This is a genomic window from Microbispora sp. NPDC049633, from assembly GCF_040675265.1.
GTDB classification, from domain to species: Bacteria; Actinomycetota; Actinomycetes; order Streptosporangiales; family Streptosporangiaceae; genus Microbispora; species Microbispora maris.
In genome coordinates this window covers 15,184-41,190 of sequence record NZ_JBFAOO010000056.1, presented here as the reverse complement: position 1 = coordinate 41,190, position 26,007 = coordinate 15,184, and the positions used below count along the sequence as shown (strand labels likewise).

The following is a 26,007-nucleotide window of genomic DNA, read 5'->3' as shown; positions in this document are numbered from 1 at the left end:
CGGCCGCCGGCGGCGGCTCCGACCCGGGCGAGGGCCGCCGCTCCCCGGAGGAGGGGGCGGGTCCCGCCGGGGCGGTGGGCCGTCCCTGCGCTCCGTCCGCGCCCGGCTCGCCGGGCCGCGGCGGGCGCAGCGCCGCGATGACCGCGTCGGCCTCGGCGTCGGCCCTGGCGTCGGCCCTGGCAGCACGGCCGGCGTCGGGGCGGTCGAAGGCGGCGGCGAACTCGCCGGCCGCCTCGGCCTCGCGCCGTTTGATCACCACCATGTGGTCGGCCGAGATGCGGCCCGCGCCGGTGACCGCCAGCAGCACGGAGGCGGCCCCGAGAGCCACGATCAGCTCGATGTCGCCCCCGGTGAGCGGCAGGCCGGCGTCCCCGGCCGTGAGCACGAAAACCGCGAGGGCCTCGGCGAACAGCAGCAGTCCGACGATCGGCACGGCGAGGCCCGCGATCAGCAGCGTGCCGCCGACCAGCTCGGTCAGCATGGTCACCGGCGCCCACACGTGGGGCAGCGGGGCCTGCAGCGTGGTGAACTGGTCGGCGGTGGCGTTGAGGCCGGCTTCGAGCTTCTGCCAGCCGTTGGCGAAGAAGATCCCGCCGACGCCCATGCGGGCGGCCAGCGAGGCTAGGTCGTGCAGGGTTCTCTTCACGGCTTCTCATCCTGGGGGGTGGGGGATGACTTGCCCGGACACTTCCCCGCCTGCGCCGCCGTCATGCGCCCGGCCGGCTCAGTCCCGTACGCCGCCGGGCTCCTCGGCGCCGGCGTCCGAAGGGGCGGGAGCATGGCGGGGCAGCAGCAGGGCCACGGCCAGCGCGGTGAGCCCGAGCAGCGCCACGCTGACGGCGATGGTGGAGTGCAGGGCGGTGACGAATGCCACGCGGGCGGCGCCCAGCAGCGCGGCTCCGGTCGCGCCGGCCTCGCCGGCCACGTGCGCGGCCGCGGCCAGCGACTCCCGGGCCTGCGCCATGAGCCCGGACGGGATCCCGGGGACGGTCCCGAGCGAGGGGGCGTACACGATCGTGGTGATCGTGCCGAGGACGGCGATGCCGAGGCCCGCCCCGAGTTCGTAGGCCGTCTCCTCGATCGCGGCGGCGCCGCCCGCGCGCGCCTCCGGCACCGACGCCATGATCGTGTCGGACGCCGCCAGCAGGGCGACCTCGACGCCGAACCCGATGCCGACGAAGCAGACGGTCAGCATCACCGGATGCTGCTCGGTGCCCCAGGTCAGCACCGGGGTGAGCGACAGCGCGGTGAGGGCGAGACCGCCGCCGACCGTGGCGCGCAGCCCGATCCGCCCCAGCACGTGCGCGGCGGCCAGGCCGCCCGCGATGGCCGCGACCATGAGCGGCAGCATCCGCACGGCGGCTTGCGAAGGCGACAGCCCCAGCACGAGCTGGAGATACTGCGCCAGCATCAACTCCAGCCCGACCAGCGCGAAGATCGCCAGCAGCACGCAGCCCACGCCGGTCGCGAAGCCGCGCTGGGTGAACAGCCCGATGTCGAGCAGGGGGAAGTCGAGCCCCCGCTGCCGCCGCACGAACCAGACGAGCAGCGCGACGCCGGCCAGGAGGACGGCGAGCGAGGGGCCGCGGCCCAGCAGGTGCCCCGACCCCGCCTCCTTCAGCCCGAACGCGACGGCCAGGATGCCGGCGGTGGACAGCGCCGCGCTCAGCGCGTCCCAGGGATGCTCGGCCCGCCGCGGCGAGGCCGGCAGGATCCGTACGGCGAGCGGCAGCGCGACCAGCAGCAGCGGGACGTTGATGAGGAAGACCGCACCCCACCACAGATGCTCGACGAGGACCCCCCCGATCAGCGGCCCGACGGCCGCACCCGCGGCGGCGACCGCGCTCCACACGCCGAGGGCGATCGCCCGCTCGCGCCGGTCGGTGAACACCTGCCGGATGATCGAGAGCGTCGCCGGCATGATCATCGCTCCGCCGACGCCGAGGAACGCCCGCGAGGCGATGAGCGCGAGCGGGGTCGCGGCGAACGCGGCCGACAGCGAGGCCAGGCCGAACACCACGTAGCCGCCGAGCACGAAGGGCCGCCTGCCGTAGCGGTCGCCGAGGGTGCCGAACGTGACGAGCAGCGGCGCGACGACCAGCGAGTAGATGTCGATGATCCACAACAGCTGCACGGACGACGGCTCCAGCGCCGCGGTGAGTGCCGGGACGGCGATGTGCAGCACGGTCGCGTCGACCGCGATCAGGAGCAGGCTGAAACACAGGAGCACGAGCACCGACCACCGGCTCGCCCGATGCTCGCGCAGGGCGCCCGCGGCGCGGACGGCGGCGGACTCGACCGAAACCATGATCATCGACCGCTCAGTGCTCCTGCCCGAAAATTCCGGCCAGCTGGAACATGCGTGGCAGCTTAGGCCATGGGAAGCGGATCTCTCAGCCCTTCCGGGGATGTCGGGAACATATCGCCGGATCCGTATCGCTCCAGGTGATCGAACGGGGGCCGGCGACGTGCGTCGTCCACCGCGCCGCAAGGGTCCACCCATTCCGTCCGGACGTGCGGTATAACCGGGGTCGAAGCGGGGAGGCGTCGATGCGGGACTCCGACAGGGCACGGGCGGCGAGCCTCTTAAACCGAACTGCGGCACGTGATCTGTTCGAACAGGTGCGTTTCCGCTATTTCAGGCTTCCGCCGTTCGCGCGACGGGCGCTGTTCGCGGTGCTGCTGGTCGCGACCATGGGCGTGGCCGCGGCGCTGAACTGGTCGCTGATGCCCACGTTCATCTACACGTTCCTGGCGCTGTGCTTCCTCGCGCTGGCCCTCAGCTATCCGCGTGCCGCCGCGACCGTGCTCGTGCTCGCCGGGTGGGGCCTGCTGCTGCCGCTGTTCATGGGCGTTTTCGGCGGGCAGTCGATCGTGCCCGGCCTGCTGATGCTGCTGGGCGCGCTGACCGGCGGCGCGGCTCACCTGATCCGGTGGGTCCCGCCGTGGCTGACGACGCTGATGTCCCTCGTGCCCGCCGGGGTCGTCGCGCTGTCGCTGTCGCCGTTGTCGCCGTCCGCCGCCCTGTGGGGCGCCTATGGCGCGGCCGCCGCGGTGCTCCTCTACCGCCTGGTGCTGGCCCGCAGGGTGCGCGGCGAGGCGGAGCGGGAGGCGGCGGGGGCCGAGAGCCAGGTGCAGGTGCGCGCGTACGACAGGCCAGGACGGCCCGGCGGCCACCAGCCCGGGCCGGCCGAACCGGCCGCTCCACCGCCCATCACGGTCGAGCAGGCGCTCGCCGAGCTGGAGTCCATGATCGGCCTCGAACCGGTCAAGGAGCAGGTGCGCGCCATAGCCGCGTCGATCGAGGCGGCCCGGCTGCGCAGGGAGGCGGGCTACACCAACGAGCGGCCGATGCGCCACTTCGTGTTCGTCGGCCCTCCCGGCACCGGCAAGACCAGCGTCGCCCGATCGCTCGCCAAGATCTTCTACGCGTTCGGGCTGCTGGAGACGCCGTTCGTGGTCGAGGCGCAGCGGGCCGACCTCGTGGGGGAGTACCTGGGGGCCACAGCCATCAAGACCAACGAGCTCATCGACCGCGCGCTCGGCGGGGTCCTGTTCGTGGACGAGGCGTACGGCCTCATCAACTCGGGCGACGGCCAGCCCGACCGGTTCGGCGCGGAGGCCGTGCAGACGCTGCTGAAGCGGGCCGAGGACGACCGCGAACGGCTCATCGTCATCCTGGCCGGCTACGAGCGGGAGATGAACGACTTCCTGGCGTCCAATCCGGGGCTGTCGAGCCGCTTCGCCACCCGGGTGCGCTTCCCCAGCTACAGCCCCGCGGAACTGCTGGAGATCACCGAGGCGCTGCAGCAGCGGCGGGGAGACCTGCTCGCCCCCGAGGCGCGTCCCGTGCTGCGCCGGCTGTTCGAGGACGTGCACCGCCGGGCGCTCGTCGACGACCTCGGCAACGCGCGGTTCGCCCGCAGCCTCGCCGAGGCCGCCGCGCAGGCCCGCGACGTCCGCGTGGTGAGCGCGGGCGGGGCGCCGCGCGGCGAGGACCTGGTCACCGTCGCCGCCGACGACGTGACCAAGGCGTTCAACGAGATCACCGCGCGATACCGCGGCTACCAGGTCACCCCGACCCTGGACGAGGCGCTCGCGGACCTCGACAGGATGGCCGGCCTCGACCCGGTCAAGCGGCAGGTCCACGCGATCACCGCGCAGCTCAAGGTGGCCAGGATGCGGCAGGAGCAGGGCCTGCCGGTCCAGTCGCAGATGCGGCACATCGTGTTCGTCGGCCCTCCGGGCACCGGCAAGACGACCGTCGCGCGGATCGTCGGCCGGATCTTCTCCGCCCTGGGCCTGCTGGCCCGGCCCGACGTGGTCGAGGCGTCGCGGGCCGACCTGGTCGGCCAGCATCTGGGCGCGACCGCGATCAAGACCAACGAGCTGGTCGACCGCGCGCTCGGCGGCGTGCTGTTCATCGACGAGGCGTACAGCCTGGTCAACTCCGGCTACTCGGGGGGCGACGCCTTCGGGGCAGAGGCGGTGCAGACGCTGCTGAAGCGGGCCGAGGACGACCGCGACCGTCTGGTCGTCATCCTGGCCGGCTACGAGCGCGAGATGGACGCCTTCCTGGCGACCAATCCCGGTCTGGCCTCCCGGTTCAACCAGCGCGTGTCGTTCCCCTCCTACTCGCCGTCCGAGCTGACCGAGATCGCGGAGCTGCTCGCCGCGCGGAGCGGCGACAGGTTCGACGCCTCCGCCGCGCGCGACCTCGCGGACGTGTTCGACTGGGTCTGCCGTGAGGGGCTCATCGACGGGCTGGGCAACGGCCGCTTCGCCCGGTCCCTGTACGAGCGGGCCGCGCTGCGGCGCGACGTCCGCCTCGCCGAGCAGGGGTCGGCGAACGCCGCCGAGCTGACGACGATCACCAGCGATGACGTCCGCAGCGCGGTGGACGAGTTGTCCTGATGTCGTAGGGAAATCCACAGGGCGCGTGTCCCGATGGCCGAGTGCCGTCACTTCCTGCTACTAATCGACGACGTAGGGTAGCCAGGAGGATCGGAGAAGCGCGTGAGAGCACGATGGCCGGTTGCCCTGGCCGCACTGGCCGCTCTGTGGGCCGCCGGCGCCTGCGGCGTGCAGCGGGGGCCGGGTGAACCCGGCAACGAGCTCGCCCCCTCCCCGGTCAAGGCGTACGACATCAACCCGCTGGCGCGTGACAAGGTCAAGGACGGCGGCACGCTCCGGTGGGGGCTCACCGACTTTCCGTCCCAGTGGAACCGCAACCACGTCGACGGCGACACCATCGCCGTCAAGGTGGTGACGGACGCGTTGCTGCCGCGCACGTTCCGGTCGGACGCGCGGGGACGGCTGACCCTCGACACCGACTACGTGACCAACGCGAGGATCACCGCGACCTCCCCCCGCCAGGTCGTCACCTACTCGATCAACCCCAAGGCGAAGTGGTCGGACGGCAGGCCGATCACCTGGACGGACTTCGCCGCGCAGTGGAAGGCCATGAGCGGCCGCGACCGGGACTACCGGGTCGACTCGACCATCGCGTACGAGAACATCCAGAGCGTGGGCCGGGGGGCGAGCGACCGCGAGGTGGTGGTCACCCTCGCCCAGCCGTTCAACGAGTGGCAGTCCCTGTTCACGCCGCTGTATCCCGGCACCACCAACGCGACCGCGGCGGCGTTCAACGCCGACTGGATCAACCGCATCCCGGTGACCGCGGGGCCGTTCAAGGTGGAGCGCCTCGACGTCAAGGGCAGGACGGTCGCGCTCACCCGCAACCCCGCCTGGTGGGGCAACCGGGCGAAGCTGGACGGCATCGTGTTCCGCGCCGTGCGCCCCGACCAGATGGTCCACGCGTTCACCAAGGGGGACGTGGACGTCTTCGAGGTGGGCCCGTCCCCCGGCGACTACGCGCGGGTCAGGGAGGCGTGGGACGCCGTGATCCGGCAGGCCGCCGGCACCCAGTATCGGCAGCTCACCTTCAACGGGGAGAGCCCGGTCCTGGCCGACGCGCGGGTGCGCGAGGCCGTCGCGGCGGCGCTCGACCGCCGCGGTCTCATGCAGGCGGACCTGAAGGGCCTCGGCTGGCCGGCCGTGACGCTGGACAACCACTTCCTCATGAACAGCCAGTACGGCTACCGTGCCAACGCCGGCGAGATCGGCGCGTACGACCCGAGGCGGGCCGGGCGGCTGCTCGACCAGGCGGGCTGGACGCTGTCGGGCAAGACGCGCGTGAAGAACGGCAAACCGCTCACGCTGCGCTTCGTCGTCCCCGACGGCATCGTCATGAGCGGCCTCGAGGCCGACTCCGCCCGGCAGATGCTGCAGCGTGTCGGCATCCGGGTCGAGGTGCGCAAGGTGTCCTTCGACGACTTCTTCGGCAAGCACCTCATCCCCGGCGACTTCGACATCACCGCTTTCGCCTACCCGAGCACGCCGTACCCCGTCTCGGACGCCTTCGACATCTACGCCGACGGCGAGAGCGGCGGCCGGGGCGACGACACCGAGTGGTACGCCAACATCGGGCGCAGCGGCAGCAAGCAGATCGACGAGGCCATGTACCGCGCCGGCAGCACGCTCGACGCCGCCAAGGTGCCCGGCCTGCTCAACGAGGCCGACCGGCTGGTCTGGAAGAAGGTCAACGTGCTGCCGCTCTACCAGTGCCCGCAGGGCGTGGCCGTGCGGTCCGCGCTCGCCAACATCGGGGCCAACGGGTTCCACGACCTGAGGTATGAGGACATCGGCTACGCCTCCTGAGCGGCGGCCGCCCGGGCCGCAGGCGCGTCAGGTGGGAGGTTCGTCGGGGATGTCGGCGATGTCGTCCAGGGCGGCGGCCAGCTCGTCCGGGTGGTCGCCGATCCGCTCGGCGATCTCGATGAGGACGTGCAGCACGTCGTGCCGGTCGTGCCCCAGGTCGATCAGGCGCTGGGCGGCCTCCCACAGCTGCGGCGGGTCGCCGACCCACAGCCGCCCCGCGATCTCCTCGTGCCAGGCGAGGTGCTCCTCCAGGTCCGTACGGCCCAGCTCGCCGGCGTGGTCGATCTCCAGCAGGATGCGCCGGTCGGCCTCGTCCGCCGGGTTCAGCAGGTCGAGGTTGGTCGACCCGCGCATGCCCTGCAATAAGGGGAACGCGAACGCGCGCCGGGCCAGCGCGGACAGGTCGCCGTCCGGCAGCAGCCGCTCTACGAGAGAGCGGTCCAGTCCGAAGGTGGCCGGGTCGCGGTAGGCCTCGGTGAACCGGGCGGTCGCCTCCCAGACCGCGTCGAGCGTGGCCCGCACGCCCTCCTCGGGCAGCCCGATCCGGGGGCCGGCGAAACGCACCCACGCCGACAGCACGTGCGGCATCGCGTCCTGCTCCGCCGGGGTGAGCAGGACCTTGCGCGGCAGCCAGTCGAGCAGGAAGGTCTCGCACTTGGTCGGGCTCACCCGCATCGGCCGGCCGAAGTCCTGGTCGCAGCCGTAGTCGATGATGTGGTCGGCGCACCGGGAGGCGGCCGAGGGGTCCGACAGGTTCTCCGCCGCGTCCGAGGCGAGGAACTCGGCCGCCAGCATCGCGCGGCGGTCGCGGCTGTAGGGCGCCTCCGTGTGGGCGGGAGCGGGCCGCATCCGCCCGGGCGGCAGCGCCTTGATCCGCGCCCGCGCGAAGGCGTGGTAGGCGCTGTAGCTGTCGCTCACGAGCTTCGGGCCGCCACGGCCGTGCGCGGCGGCGCCGGTGGCCTTCATGGCGAACTCCAGCAGCGCCCGCGCCTGCTGCGGCTCCAGCTCCTCGAACCGCAGCAGCGCGTTGCCCGCCGCCTCCAGCCTGGCCTGCTCCAGCAGCTTGTCGACCTGGGACGACACCCACGCGTCGCGGGCCATCCCGCCCATGTTGTAGTCGACGACCACGACCAGCGCGTGCCGGTCCTCGCCGTTGTAGGCGAACGTGCACACCACGGTGTCCTGGTCGCCGTACACGTCCCTGGAGACGTAGCAGCCGGTGGGCTTGACGGCGCCGACGCGGTCCGCCCAGCGGGGCCGGGCGACGTCGGACTCCATCAGCGCGAGCGCCGCGCCCTCCGCCTTGGCCGCCTGGCGGGCGGTGCCGAGGTAGGCGACGGAGACGAGCAGGGTGAGCGCGGCCGGAGTGCCGGCCTTGGCGGCGTAGTCCACCAGGCCCTCGCCGAGGATCTGCTCGACGTCGCCGCCGCGCAGCCGCCTGCCCCACCAGGCGCCGAGCATGTCGGAGACCATGAGCTCCGCGTCGAGCGGGCTGCGCACGGCGAGCAGCTCCCTGGCCGCCAGCAGCATCTCCGCGAAGACGTCGTCCGGCGGCCGGGCCTCCCGGGGGTCACGTCGGCGCCGGCGACTCACGAGATCTCGCTCCGCTCGCTCACGGTCACCACCTTCTCGCATTCCCGCCGCGAAGGGCATCAGGAACACGGCCCGGTGACTTCCCCGTTATCTGCCGCTCCAGCCTTTCCCAGGCTACGCCGGCAGGGCGGGGCGACGGCCGCGTGAGCGTCGTGCGCCGCCTCACCTCCGGGAAGGCGGCGCCGAGTTCACGAGACCCAGGAGGCGTTCCCGGGCGACCCGCTCGACGATCTCCGGTGTGACGTCGAGCCCCAGGTGCTTCCCGCACGCCCAGGCGTCGGCGACGCAGCGGGCGACGGCGGACAGGGGGATGGTCAGGAATTCCGCGGCCAGACGATCGGTCACCAGCTCCGCCGGTTCACGGAGACCCGGCTCCGGTGTTGGGCCGCCACTGATTCGTGCTGCGAGTACGGGCATGGACTGCATTCCTCGCTGAATGGGGACCTGCCGCCCCTTATTCCACCTCTTTCCCGGGCGGTGTCAAGCCTTGGCGGGCCACCGCGTGGGAAGCTTGACCCATGCGCATCCGGCTCGCCCAGGATCCCGAGGCCGACGAGCTGCTCGGCCGCAGCCCCCTCGCACTGCTCGTCGGCATGCTGCTCGACCAACAGGTGCCGCTGGAGCGGGCCTTCGCGGGGCCCCGGGCGATCGCCGACCGGCTCGGCCGCGACCTGGACGCGCGTGAGATCGCCTCCTATGATCCTGACCAGTTCGCGGCACTGTTCGCGGCGGCGCCGGCCGTCCATCGGTATCCGAAGGCGATGGCGGCCCGCGTCCAGGCGCTCGCGACATATCTCGTCGAGCACTACGATGGCTCGGCCGAGAAGGTATGGGAGGATGTCCGCGACGGTGCCGAACTGCTGCGCCGGCTGCTGGCCCTCCCCGGATTCGGCCGGCAGAAGGCCCAGATCTTCCTGGCCCTGCTGGGCAAACAGTGCGGCGTGCGCCCGGACGGCTGGCGTGAGGCGGCCGGGCCGTACGGCGAGGAGGGGGTGCACCGGTCGGTGGCCGACGTCGTGGACGCCGAGAGCCTGCAACTGGTCCGCGCGACCAAGCAGGAAGCCAAGCGGGCGGCCAAGAAGTAGGCCCGATCTTCCTGCGCGAGGCGCCGGTCTTTTGACAGGATGCGTTGACCGCATGGCGGGCGGGGCTTCCGTCCGCGTATGCGGATCGCCCATGATGTAGGGCAGATCTGCGCTACCAATCACAGTTATGGAGATGTGCCTCGTGGGAGACGCTGGCACGCGACGGAGGTGCCGACCATGAGCGCCGAAACCTCCGTGCCCCGGCCCCGGGAGCCCGGTTTGGACATATCAGACTCCGACCTCTTCAGAGGCCTGATGTCGGAGGCGCCGTTTGCCTTCGCGTTTTTCGATCCGGATGGGCGTTTTGTCCGGGTCAACTCCACCTTTACCGAGCTGACCGGCCATCCTGTCGAGCTGCATCTTGACCGCCAACCGGCCGAGCTGCTGCCGGCCGACCTGACCACCCTGATCGAGGCGGTGCTGCGCCGGATCGCCGACGAGGCGCTGCCGATCACCGACCAGCGGATCAGGACCCGCGCGGAGAACGGCGACAGCCGCCACTGGACGGTGTCGTTCTTCCCGCTGCACGGCGACGACGGCGTCATCGGGACCGCGCTCTTCGGGGTCGACGTGACCGAGCGGCAGTCGAACGAGGAGGTGCTGGAGCGCAGCGAGGAGCGCTACCGCTCGCTAGTGGAGTCGCAGCAGCAGCTGGTGTGGATCAGCTCGCCCAGCGGCTCCGTGGCCGAGGACGCGCCCCAGTGGCGGGCCATCACCGGCCAGGGCCTGGAGGAGTACCTCGCGCACGGCTGGCTGGACGCGGTGCACCCCGACGACCGTCCCGGCACCGAGGAGGCGTGGCGCGAGGCGCTGCGCGGCCGCACGATGTTCGAGTGGAGCTACCGGGTGCGCACCCGGGCCAGCGGCTACCGGCACTTCGAGGTCCGGGCCGTGCCGATCGTCAGGCACGGCCGCGTGGTGGAGTGGGTCGGGGCCAACACCGACGTCACCCCGCAGCGCGAGGCCGAGGAGATGCGCGGCCGCCTCACCGACCAGCTCGGCGCCGCCGCGCTGCGCACCGCCCGGCTCCAGGGCGCGACCGCCCAGCTCGCCGAGGCGCTCACCGTCGAGCAGGTGGTGCAGGTGATCATCGACGTCGGCCGTACGGCCCTCGCCGCCGACCACTCGTCCGTCGCCCTGCTCGACCCGGACCGGGCCACGCTGAAGGTGATCAACAGCGGCGGCACCCCGGACGCCCCGGGCGAGGACATCGACCTCGCGCAGCCCAACGTGATGACGATGGCCGTCAACAGCCGTCGCCCGGTCTTCGCCGAGTCGCCCGACAGCCTGCGCGCCCAGCTCGTCGACGCCGGCGCCGACGAGGGGCGGATCTCCGGCTTCCTGGCGCAGACGGACGAGCGGGCCTGGGTGGGCCTGCCGCTGCTCGCGGCCGGGCGGGCGCTCGGCGCGCTGCGGTTCTCGTTCACCCGGACCCAGAAGATCTCGCAGGAGGACGGCGTCTTCCTGGAGGCGCTGGCCGGGCAGTGCGCCCTGGCGGTCGAGCGGGCCACGCTGTTCGAGCGCGAGCACAAGACGGCCGAGACCCTGCAGCGCAGCCTGCTGCCCGAGCGCCTGCCGGTGGTGCGGGGGATGACGCTCGCCTACCGCTTCCGCTCCGGCTCACGCCACGTGCAGGTGGGCGGCGACTGGTACGACGCGTTCGTCCTGCAGGACGGCCGGGTGGCGGCGGTGGTCGGCGACGTCATGGGCAAGGGCGTCAAGGCCGCCGCGGGCATGGGCCGGATCCGCAACGCCATGCGGGCGCTCGCGCTGACGAACCCGCCCCCGGCGGCGGTGCTGACCGGGCTCGACCGCGTCTTCGAGGCGACCGAGGAGGAGGAGCAGGTCACCACCCTGGCGTACATGGTCGTCGAGCCGGGGACCGGGGAGGGCACGCTGGCCCTGGCCGGTCACCCGCCGCCGCTGCTGGTCTCGCCGCAGGGCGTCGGGCTGCTGCACGAGACCGAGCCGGGCACTCCGCTCGGCTGGGCCACGAGCCGCAAGCAGTTCAGGTTCTGCGTGCCGCCGGGTCACACCGCCGTCCTGTACTCGGATGGTTTGGTGGAGAACCGCAAGCGCGGGCTGGACGCCGGACTCAGGGAGCTTTCGTCCGTAGTGGCCGAAGCGCCCCCGGAGGTCCTGAGCAGCCCGAATATGCTGCTCGATTTCCTGGTGGACCACATGCTGTCCGGGTATGAACAGGACGATGATGTAACGGTACTCGCGGTCCACGTCCCACCGGCCACGAAGAGTGACTGAATGAAACAGTCATAACGGTTGCTTTCGGGTATCAGTGACCTCCTTCCGTACGCACTAGTGTCTCGGTCGGCCTAGGGTGGAGGAGCAACCCGGCGGGACGCGGCCGTATCACGTTCCGTGGCGTGCCACAATGGCATGTCGCGGTCTGCGCGACCTCACCACCGGAAAAGAAGAAGCACCTGGGTCCATTCTCGCCATGCGTTCGTTCGAGAGGTGTTCGTGTCGCCTGCAAGTTCGACTCGCTCGAAGCCGTCGGAGCTGAACGAGCCAGTGATTCAGCAGCTCCTCGAGCGTGGGCGCTCGCAGGGTTTCCTCGAGTCCGAGGATGTCCGCAAGGCCTTCGAGGAAGCGGACATCCCGATGTCGCAAGCCGCTGGATTCCTGCGCAGCCTCAGCAAGGAGGGTGTGACCGTCGTGGTGACGGCCGCCGACTCCGCGGCTCCCAAGCGTTCTCGAGGTCAAGCCAAGCGCCGCACCACCGCGCCCGTCAAGAAGACCACCAAATCCGCCGCGGCCAAGGAATCGCAGCCGGAGACCGTGACCGCCGTGGTCACCGACTCCGCGCCGGCCGCCAAGCCGGCGGCGAAGAGGCCCGCCCCGGCCAAGCCCGCGCCCGCCGCCAAGCCGGCTGCCGCCAAGGCTCCGGCGAAGCCCGCTCCGCCGAAGAAGGCCGCGCCCGCCAAGCCGGAGGCACCCGCCACGGGGCCCGAGGGCAAGGCGCCGAAGGCCGACCCCAAGCCGAAGTCGGCCGACATCGCCGAGGACGACGAGGACATCGACCTCGAAGGTGACGTCGACATCGAGGACTTCGACATCGAGGTCGAGGACGTCGAGATCGACGCCGAGGCGGAGACCGAGGAGTCCGACGCCGAACCCGAGGGGGAGGCCGAGGGCGAGGAGCCCAAGGCCGAGGCGCTCGTCCAGTCCGAGGACGAGGTGCTGATCCTCACCGACGACGATGACGACGCGCCCGTCGCCCAGGTCGCGGCGGCCGGCGCCACCGCCGACCCGGTGAAGGACTACCTCAAGCAGATCGGCAAGGTGCCGCTCCTCAACGCCGAGCAGGAGGTCGAGCTCGCCAAGCGGATCGAGGCCGGCCTGTTCGCCGAGGAGCAGCTCGCCCAGGAGGCCGACAACCTGCCCGTCGACGTCCGCGCCGAGCTGGAGTGGATCGCCGAGGACGGCCACCGTGCCAAGAACCACCTGCTGGAGGCCAACCTCCGCCTCGTGGTCTCGCTGGCCAAGCGCTACACCGGCCGCGGCATGCTGTTCCTGGACCTGATCCAGGAGGGCAACCTGGGCCTGATCCGCGCCGTCGAGAAGTTCGACTACACCAAGGGCTACAAGTTCTCCACGTACGCCACGTGGTGGATCCGGCAGGCGATCACCCGGGCCATGGCCGACCAGGCGCGGACCATCCGCATCCCGGTCCACATGGTCGAGGTGATCAACAAGCTGGCCCGGGTCCAGCGGCAGATGCTGCAGGACCTCGGCCGCGAGCCCACGCCGGAGGAGCTGGCCCGCGAGCTCGACATGACGCCCGAGAAGGTCATCGAGGTGCAGAAGTACGGCCGCGAGCCGATCTCCCTGCACACTCCGCTGGGCGAGGAGGGCGACAGCGAGTTCGGCGACCTCATCGAGGACTCCGAGGCCATCGTCCCGGCCGACGCCGTCAGCTTCACGCTGCTGCAGGAGCAGCTGCACTCCGTTCTCGACACGCTGTCGGAGCGGGAGGCGGGCGTGGTGTCGATGCGGTTCGGTCTCACCGACGGGCAGCCGAAGACTCTCGACGAGATCGGGAAGGTCTACGGCGTGACCCGTGAGCGGATCCGCCAGATCGAGTCCAAGACCATGTCGAAGCTGCGCCACCCCTCCCGTTCCCAGGTGCTGCGCGACTACCTGGACTGACGCACGAGTCCATCGTCCCCCCGGCCGTGTACGGCCGAGGGGCGATGACGTAGGAGTGTCCCGCAGATCTCGCCGTAGCGAGGATCGGCCAGGTGGATGCCTCGCAAGGCGGAGGAGGAGCCCATAGCGGAGCTATGGGCGACGACGACAACACAGCGAGGCGCCGCCTGGGTGACCGCAGTAGGCGAAAGATCTAAAGGAGACGACTTTACACCCCCGTAACCTCGTGGTAGCGCCCCGGGCACGTCGACGCTCCTAGGCTCGCGCCTCATGGGAGTGATCGAAGTGGATCGGGCGCGTGCTCGGGGGCCACGAGTGATCCCGGACCGCCCGTGGGCGGATGCAATGCTCGACGAGGCGGTCGAGGCCGCCTGCCGGGGCGACCTCGGACCGGCCGCGGCCGTCCTGGCGGACAGCAGGGGCGACCCGGAGACGCGGTCGCTACGGGTGGAGGCGCTGTCGCGGACCGTCATCGGGGCGAGCCGGTCGATAGAGGCGCTGCTCGCCTATAACCAGGGCAATCCGGACCTCTGGCTGTGGCTCGGCCGAGCCCGGCTGGAGGAGGCCTGGGAACTGCGGCCCGACGTACGGGCCAGAGCGGTGCAGGCGGACCGGCTGCACGCCTATCAGTCGGCGATGGAACAGGCCAGGCAGCCGCTGCTGACGGCGGCGGCGCTCGCGCCGGGCGACCCGGTGCCGTGGGAGGGCCTGATGTGGCTGGCCGTCGGGCTGGACCGGCCACGCGTCGACAAGGACGCGGTCTGGTACGAATGCTCCCGCCGCTGGCCGACGCTGTACTCGGGGGCGGTCGCCCGATTGGTCACGCTGTCCCCCGGCTGGGGCGGAGCCGCCCAGGAGATGCTCGCTTTCGCCCGCTCGGCCGCCGCGCACGCCCCGGAGGGCAGTCCGCTGCCCGCGCTCGTGCCGCTGGCCCACTTCGAGATCGTCGCCGCCGGGCGCACCCCCATGTCGCGGGGCGGCTGGTTCTCCTTCGAGGCGCAGCGCGAGATCGTCTCGGCCTCCGCCCACTGGTCGGAGCGGCGTCTCGGCGGCGCGCATCCGCGGGCGGTCGAAGCGCACAACGTCTTCGGCGCCGCGTTCTACCTGTCGGAGCTGCGGCGTCCGGCGCGTGGCCACCTGGCCAGAACGGGCGGCCGGTTCAGCCGGCTGCCCTGGTCACATCTCGGCGATCCCGGACAGCAGTACCGCCGGGCCTGCGCCCGGCTCAACGTCTGACTCACTCGTTCACGATCACGTCGAGGGTCCGCGGCCGTCCCCGGCCGGCGGACGCGGTCAGTTCCACCCGGTGCCCCAGGCCGGTCAGCAGGTCGGCGAGGTCGCCGGCCGTGCGGGGCCGGTCGGGGGTCTCGACGAGCGATCGGGCCACCACGCCCCTGGTGGCCTTCGCCATGTGGCTGACGACGGTCCGCTTCCCCGCCGCCTCCCTCAGCACCCGTACGGCCACGCCGCGTTCGCCGGGCTGCCAGGCGGCGGCGTACGTCGCGGACCGCATGTCCACCACGAGCCCTTTCGTCGCGTCGAGCACGGCGCTGATCGACGGCCGCCAGAACGCGGCCAGGCCGCCCATCGGCGGCAGCCGTACGCCCATGGACAGCCGGTAGGGCGGCAGGCGGTCGGACGGGCGCAGCAGGCCCCACAGCGCCGAGAACACCACGATCCTCCGGTCCGCCCGCCGCCGGGCCTCGGGGGCGAGGGTGGCCAGGGCGAGGTTGTCGTACAGCACACCCGTGTAGAGGGCGGCGACGGGCAGCGTGCGCGCCGTGGGCAACGCCAGGTTGCGCTCGATCTCGCCGGCCTGCCCCTCGGACAGGCCGAGCACGCCGCGCGCCTCGGGGGTGTGGCAGAGCGAGACGAGGGCGTCGAGGACCTTCTCGCGCGGGGAGGCGAGTTCGGGGAAGCTGAGCCGCCGGACGGTGGAGGTCCCCCGCTCGGCCTTCCCCTCCGAGGGCGGAAGCAGGATGAGCACGGTTCCGCAGCTTATCCGGCCCTCAGGCCGGTCAGGCGTCCGCCGGATCGGTGACGACGTGGCCCGGCGGCGGCGCGGGTGCCGGGGGTGGAGATCCGGGCGGTGACGGCCGGTTAGGCTGCGGCGGGTGAGTGAGATCGCACAGTTCGACCTGCTGGTGGACGAGGCCGGGCCGGCGCCGGGGCGGGCCGAGGACGGGGGCGGCTGGGTCTACCGGCATGCCGGCGGCGTGACGAAGCGGGCCAACTCGGTGCTCGCGCTGGGGGAGCGCGCGGACCTGCCGGAGGCGGTCGACCGGGCCGAGCTGTTCTATGAGGGCCTCGGGCAGCCCTGCGTGTTCTCGGTCGGCATGGGCGCGACGCCGGGGCTCGACGAAGAACTGAGCCGCCGGGGCTATCGGCTCGCGGACCCCACTTTGGTGATGACCAGGCCGCTGACCCCCGGTGACCGTGCCCCGGGGGCGGTGGTGGAGGACGCGCCGTCGGAACGGTGGCTGCGCACGTGGTGGAGCGTGGACGGCGGGCGGCATCGCGACGCCGGGGAGATCCCCGCGCGGGCGTGGGGTGCGCGCATCCTCGGCGGAGTGCCCGCCGGATACGTCCTCCTCGGCGAGGGCGCGGTGGGAAGGGGCGTGCCGCAGGGCCGGTGGCTCGGTGTCTACTGCATGGCCGTCGAGCCGCGCGTCAGGCGGCGTGGGCTGGGCGCGGCGGTGCTGCGCACCCTGCTCGCCTGGGGCGCAGAGCACGGTGCGGACGGCGCCTACCTGGTGGTGACGGAGGCCAACGCGGCGGCCCGCGCGCTCTACGAGCGGGAGGGCTTCACCGTCGCCGGCCGCTATCACTACCGCGTGCGGCCCTGACGGGCGCCGCGGCAGGGGAGGCCGTGCGCCGGCTAGGGCCGGACACGGCACCCGAACGGCGGCCGCCGGTACGCCGACGGCCGCGGGTCACGCCAGGGACGGCATCCGCCGGGGCCCCGGGGGAAGCGGGGAACGGCGGGTGTCCGGCCCGGGCCGGTGGTCATATGGCGACGGCGTGCGGAGCGGACATCGTCGTGACGCTCCGGCACGCCGTCTATGGGTCAGCGCTCGCCGTCAGGGGCGGTCGCGGGGGATTCACTGAGTCGGGCCGACTCGTCCTGGATCTCAGCACCTTTGTCGCGCAGCACAGTCACGTGCTGACGCCCGTGGTGGGCGCAGAACAGCAACTCCCCACCCACGGGCAGGGTCGCGCGGATGTAGGCCTGAGCACCGCACCGGTCGCACCGGTCCAGGGCCGTCAGCGGCTTGATGGGGGCGAGAGCTCCAGTCACGTATCGCCTTTCGGGTCGCCCCACATTTCGTGGGGACGTTGGCGTCAGTCACTTGGGACAACATCTAACCGGATGAGGGGCTTCCCAATCATGCTCCGACTACGCCGAGAGCAGAATGATCCGGAAAGTGACCGGGATCACAGTGAAAGTGCCGGTCATCGTGCTGCGCCTGGCAAGCTTGTACGCGTACAAACATGAGTGGCGTTAAGCTGCGTACGCGTGTTCGATTGATAAGTGGGAGTTGGGTGTGACTGCGGTTCGCGCGGAGACGGGGTACACCGCCCGTCATCTCTCTGTGCTGGAAGGCCTGGAGGCCGTCCGCAAGCGCCCGGGGATGTACATCGGCTCCACGGACACGCGCGGCCTCATGCACTGCCTCTGGGAGATCGTGGACAACGCGGTCGACGAGGCGCTGGGCGGCTACTGCACCCGCATCGAGGTCGAGCTGCATCCGGACGGCTCGGTCGAGGTCCACGACAACGGGCGCGGCATCCCCGTCGACGTCGAACCCAAGACCGGCCTGGCCGGCGTGGAGCTCGTCTACACCAAGCTCCACGCGGGCGGCAAGTTCGGCGGCGGCTCCTACGGCGCCTCGGGCGGCCTGCACGGCGTCGGCGCCTCGGTGGTCAACGCGCTGTCCTCCCGGGTGGACGTGGAGGTCGACCGCGACGGCAAGGTCCACCAGATCAGCTTCCGCCGGGGCGTGCCCGGCGTGTTCGACGGCGACGGCCCGTCCGCCAAGTTCCGCAAGAAGTCCGGCCTGCGCGACGGCGGCCCGGCCCCGCGCAACGTCACCGGCACCCGCGTGCGTTTCTGGGCCGACCGGCAGATCTTCCTGCCCGAGGCGGAGGTCTCGCTCGACGAGATCCACGTGCGGCTGCGCCAGACGGCCTTCCTGGTGCCGGGGCTCACGCTCGTGGTGCGCGACGCCCGCGGCGAGGAGCCGGTCGAGGAGTCGTTCCGCTTCGACGGCGGCATCGGCGAGTTCACCGAGTTCCTGTCCCGTGACGAGGCCGTGTGTGACGTGCTGCGGCTGCAGGGCGAGGGCCACTTCCACGAGACGGTCCCCGTGCTCGACGAGCAGGGCCACATGACGCCGACGGAGATCGAGCGGGAGCTCACCGTCGACGTCGCGGTCCGCTGGGGGAAGGGCTACGAGACGACCGTACGCTCCTTCGTGAACGTGATCGCCACGCCGAAGGGCGGCACGCACGTCGCCGGGTTCGAGCGGGCGCTGGTCCGCACGATCAACGAGCAGCTGAGGGAGACACGGCTGCTGAAGAACGGCGACGAGCCGGTGACCAAGGAGGACATCCTCGAAGGGCTGACCGCGGTGGTCACCGTGCGGGTGCCCGAGCCGCAGTTCGAGGGCCAGACCAAGGAGGTGCTCGGCACCTCCGCGGCCAGCCGCATCGTCGCCCACGTGGTCACCCGGGAGCTCAAGGCGCTGTTCGCCAGCCCCAAGCGGGGGCAGAAGCAGCAGCTGCGCGCGGTGCTCGAGAAGATCGTCGCCGCTGCCAAGGCGCGCATCGCCGCCCGCGTGCACCGCGACAACCAGCGGCGCAAGTCCGCCCTGGAGAACTCGGCGCTGCCCGCGAAGCTGGTCGACTGCCGCAGCGACGACGTCGACCGCAGTGAGCTGTTCATCGTCGAGGGCGACTCCGCGCTGGGCACGGCCAAGCTCGCCCGCGACTCGGAGTTCCAGGCGCTGCTGCCGATCCGGGGCAAGATCCTGAACGTGCAGAAGGCGTCGGTCGCCGACATGCTCAAGAACGCCGAGTGCGCGGCGATCATCCAGGTGGTGGGCGCGGGGTCCGGCCGTTCGTTCGACATCGAGTCGGCCCGCTACGGGAAGATCATCTTAATGGCCGACGCGGATGTGGACGGCGCGCACATTCGCTGCCTGCTGCTCACGCTCTTCCACCGCTACATGAAGCCGATGGTCGAGGCCGGGCGGGTGTTCGCCGCGGTGCCGCCGTTGCACCGTATCGAGGTCACCAACCCCGGGCGCGGCCAGGACAAGTACATCTACACCTACAGCGACGCCGAGCTGCACAAGGTCCTGCGCGACCTGGAGCGGCGCGGCAAGCGCTGGAAGGACCCCGTGCAGCGTTACAAGGGCCTCGGCGAGATGGACGCCGACCAGCTGGCCGAGACGACCATGGACCCCCGTCACCGCGTCCTGCGCCGCGTCAAGATCGAGGACGTGGAGGATGCCGAGCACATCTTCAGCCTCCTCATGGGCAGCGACGTCGGCCCGCGCCGCGAGTTCATCATCGGCAGCGCCGCCGAGGTGGACCGCGACCACATCGACGCCTGACCGGTGCCGGCGGGCACCGGCTCACCGTCGTGACCTCAGCATCCCTGGGCGGTGAGAAGGTCCATGACCTCCGGATGGAAGTTCACCGTCCGGCAGCCGTAGATCCCAAACGGGATGGCGACCGTCCCCCCGCCGACGGTGCCGGTGGTGCTCGGCCCCGTGCAGCCGTTGGCGATGATGAAGTAACCGACGATGTCGGATAAGAAGTACCGGTCGCCGCTCGTGCAGGTGTAGGTGGCGGCGCCCTGGGCCGCGGCGGGCGCGGCGGTGACGGCGCTCGCCAGGGTGATCGCGGCGCAGATCGTGGACACGCGCGTGACCAAAGCCTTCATGGGGGGCGTCCTTCCCGGGGAGGTGTGCGGACGCATGCCTCCCTACCCGGACAACCCTGGCCCGACCTCGCAGGCGGTGTCCGGAAGCGGCCAGTTCCGGTGACCTCAGCCGTCTCTGGGCAACCGATGATCCGGCCTCCCCTCCCGCGCGTTCGCAGTCGTCCCCCGAGCGGGCCGTGTTCGCCGCCCTCCGGCGGGCTCAGTCCGAGTTGCGCCACATGAGCACTCCGGGGCCGTCGGGTGTGGCCACCGGAACCCACGCCTCGTCCACCTCGCGGATCCGGCTCTCGTCCAGCCGCAGGTCGTGCCGCCCGTCGGCGTTCCCGTCGCACGTCCAGTAGGGGATGGATCCGACGATGTCGCGCAGCCTGTTCCGCTCGTCGTCCGGCCACGGGTGGTTCCAGGTGCCGGCGCGACGAAAGTCCTTCTCGAACACGTCGCGAAGCGCGTCGAGAGCGTCAAGGTCGTACACCGGGACGAGGAAGCCTTCCACCTGCCCCTGGCGGCAGGCCGTGCCGCCGTACTGCTGCTGGTAGAAGACCCCGGTCGCGGCCTCCACGACGACGTACAGCCAGCGGCCGCCGCTCGTGCCGTCGGGATCGAGGAAGACGAAGCGTGGCGTCCTCATGGCGGCAGTCTCCCGGACCGTCCCTCACGAGATCAACGACTCGGACCGGCCGGTGCGCGGGTTCAGGGCTTGACCTCCCGGAGGCGCCCGGTCTCGACCTCGTAGACGAAGCCCCGCACCGAGTCCTTGTGCGGGATGAACGGGTCGGCCTTGACGCGGTTGAGCGACTGGATCATGTCCGCGTCGAGGTCGGGGAAGGCCTCGGCGGCCCAGTCGGGCTTGATCCCGGTCTCCGCCTCGATGTCCCGGCGGAACTCGTCGTCGGTGAAGGTCAGCATGCCGCAGTCCGTATGGTGGATGAGGATGATCTCCCGGGTGCCGAGCAGGCGCTGGCTGATGGCGAGGCTGCGCCGCTCGTCCGCGGTCACCACGCCGCCGGCGTTGCGGATGACGTGCGCGTCGCCCTCGGTGAGGCCCAGCAGGCCGTACACGTTGAGCCGGGCGTCCATGCAGGCGACGATGGCAACGCCACGCGCCGGAGGCAGCGGCAGGTGCCCCTTGTCGAAACCCGCGGCGTATCGCTCGGCGTTGGCGAGGAGCTCGTCGGTGACGCTCATGTGGTGCCTTTCGGATCGCTGGAATCGCTGGCCCCACTGTTGCCGATTATCCCTACCGGGTCAATAGGTATTGTGACTGTGGGTGAAGTGAGGATGCCCGATGGTCATCGACGGGCGGCGCCGGTCCGCGCCGCGCGTTCATCGTCGGCGGCGCCGCCGAGGTGGACCGCGATCACATCGACGCCTGAGCCGGTGCCGGCGGGCACCGGCTCACCGTCGTGAGCTCAGCAGTCGTGCCCGGCGATGTAGAGGGGTTCCGTGTCGGTGACGCGGACCACCCGGCGGCAGTGGTAGGTCCCGGTGTCGAGAGTGATCGTCCCCGCGACGCCGGTGCCCGGTCCCGTGCACTCCCGGGCTAGGAAGTCGCCCGATCCGGTGGGCGGTGTCCGGAAGCGGCCAAACGCGCCGTTTCCCGGGCGTGGTCGCGGCCGGAAGAGCAGTGTGACCGTGCCGCCTCTCCCCGCCGAGGACGTCGCCCGGGTGCGGGAGCCGTTCACCGAGTAGGGCTGTTTTCGCCGCCCTCCGGCTGGGCTCAGGACTCGATCTCCAGCGTGCTGACACGGTTGCGGGCCTCCACCATGGCCTCCCGGTAGAGCTCGTCCCAGTTCGGGTCGTCGTCCTTGATGGCCCTGACCGTCTGCCTGGCCAGCTCCACCGGCCCGGCGGGGCCGAGGGCGACCTTGCGTACGACGATCAGGGTCCACCCGTTCTCCATGACCGTGTCGGTCTCCCAGCGGGGTGCGCCGGCGGCCTCCCGCCGGGACGCCGGTTTCCCGCCGCGAGTGAGCGTCACGAGCAGATACACGAGTATCGCGATGACGATGAGCGTGATGGGAAGGGCGAGCAGGCGCATCGGGGTCCCGGCTCCCTACTTGGTGGGCAGAGCGACGCCTCCAGTATTGCCCGGCGCGTACACCGTGATGCCCTGGGGCAGAGCCTTCAGCTTCTCGATCTCCGCACAGGTGGGGCACTTGTTGTAGCCGTCCTGCCGGGCCTTGTTGGCCTCCGCCTCGGCGCGTGCCTGGGCGACCTTGGCCTGCGCCTCCGTGACCTTCGCGAACGCGGCCTGCGCCTGGTTGACCGCCTCCTGCACCTCGGTGGGCAGGGTCACCCGTGAGAGGTTGAAGTGGATGCCGGTGAGGAAGTCGGCGCCGAGGGTCGACTTGAGGTCCTCGGCCAGGCTCGTGTTCACCGCGTTCTGGATCTTGGCGATGTTCGCGTTGTTGCCCTGCTGCGGCACGCCCGACTGCTGACCGGCGCTGTTGTTCTGCACGAGCGCGCAGGAGGAGACCAGCTCGGCGCAGCGGAAGTTGTTGATCTGGGTGCGCAGGTCGTTGTCGATCACCGGCCGGATGATCTGGTCGAGGAAGGCCGACCAGCCCTCGTCGCCGTCCCATGGGTAGTAGCTCCCGCCGTTGGTGCTGCGGAACTTGCGCGTGCCGAACTTGTCGTCGAACGACTTCAGCGTCTGGTGGTCGAGGTTGAGCCCGAAGTACAGCGTGCCCTCGATGCCCATGTTGACGCCGTCGCTGCTCGGCACGTTGACCACGTCGACGCCGGACTTCTCGCCTTCGCCGGAGTTCGAGGTGATCGTGTAGAAGCGCTGCTGCGCCGGATAGCGGTGTATCTGGGACCACCAGCCGATCCAGGTGACCCCGGAGCCGGGGTCGATGACCTGGCGGACCTTGTTGTCGTCGAGCGGCCCGCCGTCGCGGACGACCGCCACCTCTCCGCCGCTGGTGCGCTCGAACCCGCCGAACGCGCCGATCAGGGCCGGCGCGCCGACGACGATGAGCGCGAGGATCACCAGGATGGCGATGCCGCGGAAGGAACGGCGCGACGTGCCGCCTGAGGCGGCGGAGGGGGTGCGGGGCATGCGGGCTCCTGTGGGGGCTCGGAACCGGTGGTGTGACCGGGGGAGAGGCGCGCGTTTTCGCGATCCAGCAGAAGAACGTAGCAGTCTCCCGGCCGGGTTCCGTCCCGCCGCCGAAGCGCGCCGCCGGTCCCGTGGACGTCCCCGCCGGCCCCGTACGGCAGGCCCGGGGGGAGCCCGCCGTACGGGACCGTGGATCAGAGCTCGACGGGCTGGAGCCGTCCCGTGTGCACGTCGTACAGCGCGCCGCCCACGACGAGGTCCTGCGGCAGGTAGGGGCTGGACTTGATGCGGGTGATGTCGTGCCGCAGCGCGGCCCGCTGGTCGGGGACTGTCTGGAACTCCAGGCTCCGGGTGTCGACGCCGTGCTCGGCGGCGATGAGGTTGTGCACGTCTTCGTCGGTCGACTTGGACATCCGGCAGTCGGTGTGCGGCATCACCAGCACGCGGTCGACGCCGAGCAGGTAGACGGCGAGGACGAGGGTACGCAGGACGTCGTCGGTCACCCGGGCGCCGGCGTTGCGCAGGATCTTCGCGTCGCCGGCGGTCAGGCCGAGCAGGCCGAGGGGGTCGATGCGGGAGTCCATGCACGTCACTACGGCGAGCCCGCGCGCGGCGCGGCCGCTGAGTCCGGAGTGGGTGAACGTGCTCGCGTACTTCTCGTTGGCGGCAAGCAGATCGTCGAAGGCAGCGGTCATGTCACAGATGTTGCCCGATGCCATTTCGCCGCTCCCTGTGGGGGTGGGGATTTTCGCCACCGCGGCGGCTGGCTCTCCGATGCGACACCGGTATAGGGTTTTCACTGGTGTTGTTCTCATCGGAAAAGAGGTCGCCCATGAGCGGTGTCGCACGGATGTACTCGGTGGTGCTCGACTGCCCGGACCCCAGGGCCCTGGCCGCCTTCTACGCCGGGCTGCTGGGCTGGAAGGTCACGAGCGAGGAGGAGGACTGGGTCACCCTCGACGGGGACGACCAGGGCCGTCTCTCCTTCCAGCGGGTGCCCGGCCACAGGCCGCCCGAGTGGCCGGACGCCGGGCACCCGCAGCAGTTCCACCTGGACCTGGTCGTGGACGACTCGGTCAGGGCGGAGAAGGAGGCGCTGGCCCTGGGCGCGGTCAGGCATGAGCACCAGCCCGGCGAAGGGCAGGGGTGGACCGTCTACCTCGACCCCGCGGGACACCCGTTCTGCCTGTGCGTCTCGTCGGGCTGACGCCTCACAGCGGGGACTCGGAGACGGCCTTCCCCCGGGGCGTGCCCGTGAGGCGCCGCAGCACGAGAAGGCCGCCGATCCCCGGCAGCCAGGCCAGCGCCTTGCCTGCCGGGTCGCACCCCGCGTCGCGGGCGGCGGCCACGACGACGAACAGGTACGCGCAGCCGTGGAGCGGGCCGACGAGCGAGGACACGGCCGGCAGGTGCGTGGTGGCCAGGTTGACCAGGAGGACGGCCAGGGATCCCAGCTCGACGGCGGCGGCGGCACGCAGGGCGGTGCGAGGGCGCGACATGTCAGACTCCCGTGGTCGAGCCGGGGCGGACGATCATCAGCACCGTGACGGCCGCCCACAGCACGTTGAAGACGCCGGTCAGCATCGCCAGTCTCGCCACCCCGGTCCCGGCGTCTACGGCAGGGGGATCCCCGGCGGCGAGCCGGGCTAGGACGGCGTCCTGGCCGGGCAGGACGGCCAGGGCCAGGATCGCGGCCGCGGCGCCGGTGAGCGCGACGGACGCGATGACCCAGGCGTCGCCGAGCACACCTAGGGCGCTCGCCGTGGCGAACCCGAAGACCGGCACGGCCAGACCCGCGACGGCGTAGACGCGGCAGACGCGGTGCAGGACGCGGAGCACCGCCAAGCCGCCGGCCTGTGTGGTGCGATCCGCTGTCTTCCGATTCGCTGTGTGCCGATTCGCTGTGTGCCGATTCGCTGTGTGCCGATCCGCTGTGTTCCGGTCACCTGTGTTCCGGTCACCTGTGTTCCCCGCCGCCGCACGCCGTGCGGCGGCGGGGAACATGCTCGCCGCCACGGCGACCGGGCCGATCGCGAGGATCGCGGCGAGGACGTGGACGGCCAGGAAGAACGCGGTCATCGGGTGCGCACTCCGATCGACGGGCCGGGGATGCCGCTCGCCATCTCCAGGGCTCCCTCCGCCGTGACGAGCGTGGCGGTCAGCGGGGCCCGGGCGAACATCGCGGCCACCGTCAGGACCTCGTACGACGCGAGGACGTCCAGGGGGTCGAACCCGTCGAACAGCACGAACTGTGCTTGCATCGGCATCTCTCCTCGTGGGTGTGCGGTCACCAACCGTAGGAGTGCGGCCGTCGTCGATCCCAGCGGCGAGAACGACAAAGACCAACGGATTTCCGCCAAGACGTGCTATCAGGCCGTTCACACGAGAGCACAGGTGCTCCTACTGGCGGGATTCCGTCTATGGTGCGATCGTGCACACCGTGGCGATCCTGGCGCTGGACCATGTCGTGCCGTTCGACCTGGCGACCCCGATCGAGGTGTTCGGTCGCACCCGGCTGCCGGACGGCCGCAGGCCGTACCGTGTGCGGGTGTGCGGGCCGGCCCCCGAAGTGGCGACCGAGGTGTTCGCCCTGCGCGTGCCGTACGGCGTGGACGCGCTGGCGCAGGCCGACACGGTCATCGTGCCCGGCTGCTCGGAGCGGGCCGGGCCGCCCCCGGCCGAGGCGCTGGAGGCGCTGCGCGAGGCCGCCGCGCGGGGCACCCGCCTCGCCTCGATCTGTGTGGGCGCGTTCACGCTCGCGGCGGCCGGGCTGCTGGACGGCCTGCGGGCGACCACCCACTGGGCGGCGGCGCCCGAGCTGGCCCGGCGGTTCCCTTCGGTGGACGTGCGGCCGGACGTGCTGTACGTCGACAACGGGCAGGTGCTCACCTCCGCGGGCGCGGCGGCCGGACTCGACCTGTGCCTGCACATGATCAGGCGTGACCACGGCTCGGCCGTCGCGGCCGACGCAGCCCGCCTGTCGGTGATGCCGCTCGAACGGGAGGGCGGCCAGGCCCAGTTCATCGTCCACGAGCATCCGCCGGTGCCCGGCGGCTCACTGCTGGAGCCGGTGCTGGCGTGGATCGAGGACAACCTCGGCCGGGACCTGACCCTGGCGGAGATGGCGGCCAGGGGCGGGATGAGCGAGCGCACCTTCAGCCGGCGCTTCCGTCAGCAGACCGGCACCACTCCGCTGCAGTGGCTGCTGCGGGCCCGGGTGCGGCGGGCGCAGTACCTGCTGGAGAACACCGACCACGGCGTCGAGCGCATCGCGGCGCAGGCCGGGTTCGGGTCGCCGACCGCGTTCAGGGAGCGGTTCAAGCGGGTCGTGGGGACCACGCCGCAGGCGTACCGCTCGTCCTTCCGGAGCGGCCCCGCCGTCACCTGAGCCGGAGTCCGCCCGCCACCCGCGGCGGGCGGACTCCATGACG

At 71.5% G+C, this 26,007-nt stretch carries 26 protein-coding genes; 10 read left to right on the top strand and 16 right to left on the bottom strand.

Annotated elements, in window-relative coordinates:
* Together AB0J39_RS17210 and AB0J39_RS17205 are read right to left on the bottom strand one after the other, a co-directional pair.
* Positions 1-646: DoxX family protein (locus AB0J39_RS17210; RefSeq protein WP_363465414.1), on the bottom strand; the 646-nt coding region annotated here is incomplete at its 3' end.
* A 78-nt stretch (positions 647-724) separates the two neighbouring features.
* Complete coding sequence (locus AB0J39_RS17205) at positions 725-2,314, bottom strand: MFS transporter (RefSeq protein WP_363465411.1); 1,590 nt, start codon at positions 2,312-2,314, stop codon at positions 725-727.
* A 236-nt stretch (positions 2,315-2,550) separates the two neighbouring features.
* On the opposite strand from AB0J39_RS17205, the gene AB0J39_RS17200 reads away from it, so the two are divergent.
* The gene (locus tag AB0J39_RS17200) at positions 2,551-4,914 is read left to right on the top strand and encodes an AAA family ATPase (RefSeq protein ID WP_363465408.1); all 2,364 of its coding nucleotides are present in this window, start codon (positions 2,551-2,553) and stop codon (positions 4,912-4,914) included.
* 102 nt (positions 4,915-5,016) lie between these two features.
* Positions 5,017-6,720, top strand: coding sequence for an ABC transporter family substrate-binding protein (locus AB0J39_RS17195; protein WP_363465405.1), 1,704 nt, complete (start codon positions 5,017-5,019; stop codon positions 6,718-6,720).
* Between the two features lie 27 nt (positions 6,721-6,747).
* Here the strand turns inward: AB0J39_RS17195 and AB0J39_RS17190 are convergent, their stop codons facing one another.
* Together AB0J39_RS17190 and AB0J39_RS17185 are read right to left on the bottom strand one after the other, a co-directional pair.
* On the bottom strand, positions 6,748-8,250 hold the full coding sequence (locus AB0J39_RS17190; protein ID WP_363465416.1) for a hypothetical protein: 1,503 nt from the start codon (positions 8,248-8,250) through the stop codon (positions 6,748-6,750).
* 225 nt (positions 8,251-8,475) lie between these two features.
* On the bottom strand, positions 8,476-8,730 hold the full coding sequence (locus AB0J39_RS17185; protein ID WP_363465403.1) for a hypothetical protein: 255 nt from the start codon (positions 8,728-8,730) through the stop codon (positions 8,476-8,478).
* A gap of 101 nt (positions 8,731-8,831) precedes the next feature.
* Here AB0J39_RS17185 and AB0J39_RS17180 point away from each other — a divergent pair, with 101 nt between their 5' ends.
* The 4 genes from AB0J39_RS17180 (at position 8,832) to AB0J39_RS17165 (ending at position 14,801) form a co-directional block, all read left to right on the top strand.
* Positions 8,832-9,398: an HhH-GPD-type base excision DNA repair protein gene (locus AB0J39_RS17180; RefSeq protein WP_363465401.1), complete on the top strand. Its 567-nt coding sequence runs from the start codon at positions 8,832-8,834 to the stop codon at positions 9,396-9,398.
* Between the two features lie 177 nt (positions 9,399-9,575).
* Positions 9,576-11,657 (top strand): SpoIIE family protein phosphatase, encoded by a 2,082-nt coding sequence (locus AB0J39_RS17175; RefSeq protein WP_363465399.1) that lies wholly within the window; start codon positions 9,576-9,578, stop codon positions 11,655-11,657.
* A 219-nt stretch (positions 11,658-11,876) separates the two neighbouring features.
* Positions 11,877-13,565 carry an RNA polymerase sigma factor gene (locus AB0J39_RS17170; RefSeq protein ID WP_363465397.1) on the top strand — a complete coding sequence of 563 codons (1,689 nt, stop codon included), beginning with the start codon at positions 11,877-11,879 and terminating at the stop codon, positions 13,563-13,565.
* 345 nt (positions 13,566-13,910) lie between these two features.
* Positions 13,911-14,801, top strand: coding sequence for a hypothetical protein (locus AB0J39_RS17165; RefSeq protein ID WP_363465394.1), 891 nt, complete (start codon positions 13,911-13,913; stop codon positions 14,799-14,801).
* 1 nt (position 14,802) lies between these two features.
* On the opposite strand, the gene AB0J39_RS17160 is transcribed toward AB0J39_RS17165, so the two are convergent.
* Positions 14,803-15,552 (bottom strand): peroxide stress protein YaaA, encoded by a 750-nt coding sequence (locus tag AB0J39_RS17160; protein ID WP_363465391.1) that lies wholly within the window; start codon positions 15,550-15,552, stop codon positions 14,803-14,805.
* Between the two features lie 127 nt (positions 15,553-15,679).
* Here AB0J39_RS17160 and AB0J39_RS17155 point away from each other — a divergent pair, with 127 nt between their 5' ends.
* Complete coding sequence (locus AB0J39_RS17155; RefSeq protein ID WP_363465389.1) at positions 15,680-16,411, top strand: GNAT family N-acetyltransferase; 732 nt, start codon at positions 15,680-15,682, stop codon at positions 16,409-16,411.
* A 221-nt stretch (positions 16,412-16,632) separates the two neighbouring features.
* On the opposite strand, the gene AB0J39_RS17150 is transcribed toward AB0J39_RS17155, so the two are convergent.
* Positions 16,633-16,863 carry a hypothetical protein gene (locus tag AB0J39_RS17150; RefSeq protein ID WP_142561501.1) on the bottom strand — a complete coding sequence of 77 codons (231 nt, stop codon included), beginning with the start codon at positions 16,861-16,863 and terminating at the stop codon, positions 16,633-16,635.
* 247 nt (positions 16,864-17,110) lie between these two features.
* Here AB0J39_RS17150 and AB0J39_RS17145 point away from each other — a divergent pair, with 247 nt between their 5' ends.
* On the top strand, positions 17,111-19,183 hold the full coding sequence (locus AB0J39_RS17145) for a DNA topoisomerase IV subunit B (protein ID WP_363465386.1): 2,073 nt from the start codon (positions 17,111-17,113) through the stop codon (positions 19,181-19,183).
* A 35-nt stretch (positions 19,184-19,218) separates the two neighbouring features.
* Here the strand turns inward: AB0J39_RS17145 and AB0J39_RS17140 are convergent, their stop codons facing one another.
* The 7 genes from AB0J39_RS17140 to AB0J39_RS17110 all read right to left on the bottom strand — a co-directional run bounded on the left by AB0J39_RS17140 (position 19,219) and on the right by AB0J39_RS17110 (position 23,271).
* A complete protein-coding gene (locus tag AB0J39_RS17140; protein WP_363465384.1) occupies positions 19,219-19,515 on the bottom strand; it encodes a hypothetical protein in 297 nt (98 codons plus the stop codon).
* Between the two features lie 199 nt (positions 19,516-19,714).
* Positions 19,715-20,143, bottom strand: coding sequence for a DUF6210 family protein (locus AB0J39_RS17135; RefSeq protein ID WP_363465380.1), 429 nt, complete (start codon positions 20,141-20,143; stop codon positions 19,715-19,717).
* 62 nt (positions 20,144-20,205) lie between these two features.
* Positions 20,206-20,700: a carbonic anhydrase gene (locus AB0J39_RS17130; protein WP_363465378.1), complete on the bottom strand. Its 495-nt coding sequence runs from the start codon at positions 20,698-20,700 to the stop codon at positions 20,206-20,208.
* 224 nt (positions 20,701-20,924) lie between these two features.
* Positions 20,925-21,197: a hypothetical protein gene (locus tag AB0J39_RS17125; RefSeq protein WP_363465375.1), complete on the bottom strand. Its 273-nt coding sequence runs from the start codon at positions 21,195-21,197 to the stop codon at positions 20,925-20,927.
* Positions 21,198-21,232: 35 nt separating this feature from the next.
* A complete protein-coding gene (locus tag AB0J39_RS17120) occupies positions 21,233-21,553 on the bottom strand; it encodes a hypothetical protein (RefSeq protein ID WP_363465373.1) in 321 nt (106 codons plus the stop codon).
* A gap of 15 nt (positions 21,554-21,568) precedes the next feature.
* The gene (locus AB0J39_RS17115; protein WP_363465371.1) at positions 21,569-22,576 is read right to left on the bottom strand and encodes an SPFH domain-containing protein; all 1,008 of its coding nucleotides are present in this window, start codon (positions 22,574-22,576) and stop codon (positions 21,569-21,571) included.
* Between the two features lie 194 nt (positions 22,577-22,770).
* Complete coding sequence (locus AB0J39_RS17110) at positions 22,771-23,271, bottom strand: carbonic anhydrase (protein WP_363465369.1); 501 nt, start codon at positions 23,269-23,271, stop codon at positions 22,771-22,773.
* A 137-nt stretch (positions 23,272-23,408) separates the two neighbouring features.
* Here AB0J39_RS17110 and AB0J39_RS17105 point away from each other — a divergent pair, with 137 nt between their 5' ends.
* Positions 23,409-23,783 (top strand): VOC family protein, encoded by a 375-nt coding sequence (locus tag AB0J39_RS17105; protein ID WP_363465367.1) that lies wholly within the window; start codon positions 23,409-23,411, stop codon positions 23,781-23,783.
* Positions 23,784-23,787: 4 nt separating this feature from the next.
* Here AB0J39_RS17105 and AB0J39_RS17100 read toward each other — a convergent pair whose 3' ends face one another.
* From AB0J39_RS17100 to AB0J39_RS17090, 3 genes are all read right to left on the bottom strand, one after another.
* Positions 23,788-24,075, bottom strand: coding sequence for a hypothetical protein (locus AB0J39_RS17100; RefSeq protein WP_363465364.1), 288 nt, complete (start codon positions 24,073-24,075; stop codon positions 23,788-23,790).
* Between the two features lies 1 nt (position 24,076).
* Positions 24,077-24,421, bottom strand: a complete 345-nt coding sequence (locus AB0J39_RS17095) for a hypothetical protein (protein WP_363465362.1) — start codon at positions 24,419-24,421, stop codon at positions 24,077-24,079.
* A gap of 230 nt (positions 24,422-24,651) precedes the next feature.
* A complete protein-coding gene (locus AB0J39_RS17090) occupies positions 24,652-24,837 on the bottom strand; it encodes a hypothetical protein (RefSeq protein ID WP_363465359.1) in 186 nt (61 codons plus the stop codon).
* Positions 24,838-25,007: 170 nt separating this feature from the next.
* Between AB0J39_RS17090 and AB0J39_RS17085 the strand changes: the two genes are divergently transcribed.
* Positions 25,008-25,964 carry a helix-turn-helix domain-containing protein gene (locus tag AB0J39_RS17085; protein ID WP_363465356.1) on the top strand — a complete coding sequence of 319 codons (957 nt, stop codon included), beginning with the start codon at positions 25,008-25,010 and terminating at the stop codon, positions 25,962-25,964.
* Positions 25,965-26,007 lie beyond the last annotated feature (43 nt).

Excerpts from the sequence above, each read along its gene's own strand:
- AB0J39_RS17205 (WP_363465411.1), bottom strand. The coding sequence starts at position 2,314 with ATGATCATGGTTTCGGTCGAGTCCGCCGCCGTCCGCGCCGCGGGCGCC.
- AB0J39_RS17200 (WP_363465408.1), top strand. The coding sequence starts at position 2,551 with ATGCGGGACTCCGACAGGGCACGGGCGGCGAGCCTCTTAAACCGAACT.
- AB0J39_RS17190 (WP_363465416.1), bottom strand. The coding sequence starts at position 8,250 with ATGCTGCTGGCGGCCAGGGAGCTGCTCGCCGTGCGCAGCCCGCTCGAC.
- AB0J39_RS17185 (WP_363465403.1), bottom strand. The coding sequence starts at position 8,730 with ATGCCCGTACTCGCAGCACGAATCAGTGGCGGCCCAACACCGGAGCCG.
- AB0J39_RS17180 (WP_363465401.1), top strand. The coding sequence starts at position 8,832 with ATGCGCATCCGGCTCGCCCAGGATCCCGAGGCCGACGAGCTGCTCGGC.
- AB0J39_RS17175 (WP_363465399.1), top strand. The coding sequence starts at position 9,576 with ATGAGCGCCGAAACCTCCGTGCCCCGGCCCCGGGAGCCCGGTTTGGAC.
- AB0J39_RS17165 (WP_363465394.1), top strand. The coding sequence starts at position 13,911 with ATGCTCGACGAGGCGGTCGAGGCCGCCTGCCGGGGCGACCTCGGACCG.
- AB0J39_RS17140 (WP_363465384.1), bottom strand. The coding sequence starts at position 19,515 with ATGAAGGCTTTGGTCACGCGCGTGTCCACGATCTGCGCCGCGATCACC.
- AB0J39_RS17135 (WP_363465380.1), bottom strand. The coding sequence starts at position 20,143 with ATGAGGACGCCACGCTTCGTCTTCCTCGATCCCGACGGCACGAGCGGC.
- AB0J39_RS17130 (WP_363465378.1), bottom strand. The coding sequence starts at position 20,700 with ATGAGCGTCACCGACGAGCTCCTCGCCAACGCCGAGCGATACGCCGCG.
- AB0J39_RS17120 (WP_363465373.1), bottom strand. The coding sequence starts at position 21,553 with ATGCGCCTGCTCGCCCTTCCCATCACGCTCATCGTCATCGCGATACTC.
- AB0J39_RS17115 (WP_363465371.1), bottom strand. The coding sequence starts at position 22,576 with ATGCCCCGCACCCCCTCCGCCGCCTCAGGCGGCACGTCGCGCCGTTCC.
- AB0J39_RS17110 (WP_363465369.1), bottom strand. The coding sequence starts at position 23,271 with ATGACCGCTGCCTTCGACGATCTGCTTGCCGCCAACGAGAAGTACGCG.
- AB0J39_RS17105 (WP_363465367.1), top strand. The coding sequence starts at position 23,409 with ATGAGCGGTGTCGCACGGATGTACTCGGTGGTGCTCGACTGCCCGGAC.
- AB0J39_RS17100 (WP_363465364.1), bottom strand. The coding sequence starts at position 24,075 with ATGTCGCGCCCTCGCACCGCCCTGCGTGCCGCCGCCGCCGTCGAGCTG.
- AB0J39_RS17090 (WP_363465359.1), bottom strand. The coding sequence starts at position 24,837 with ATGCAAGCACAGTTCGTGCTGTTCGACGGGTTCGACCCCCTGGACGTC.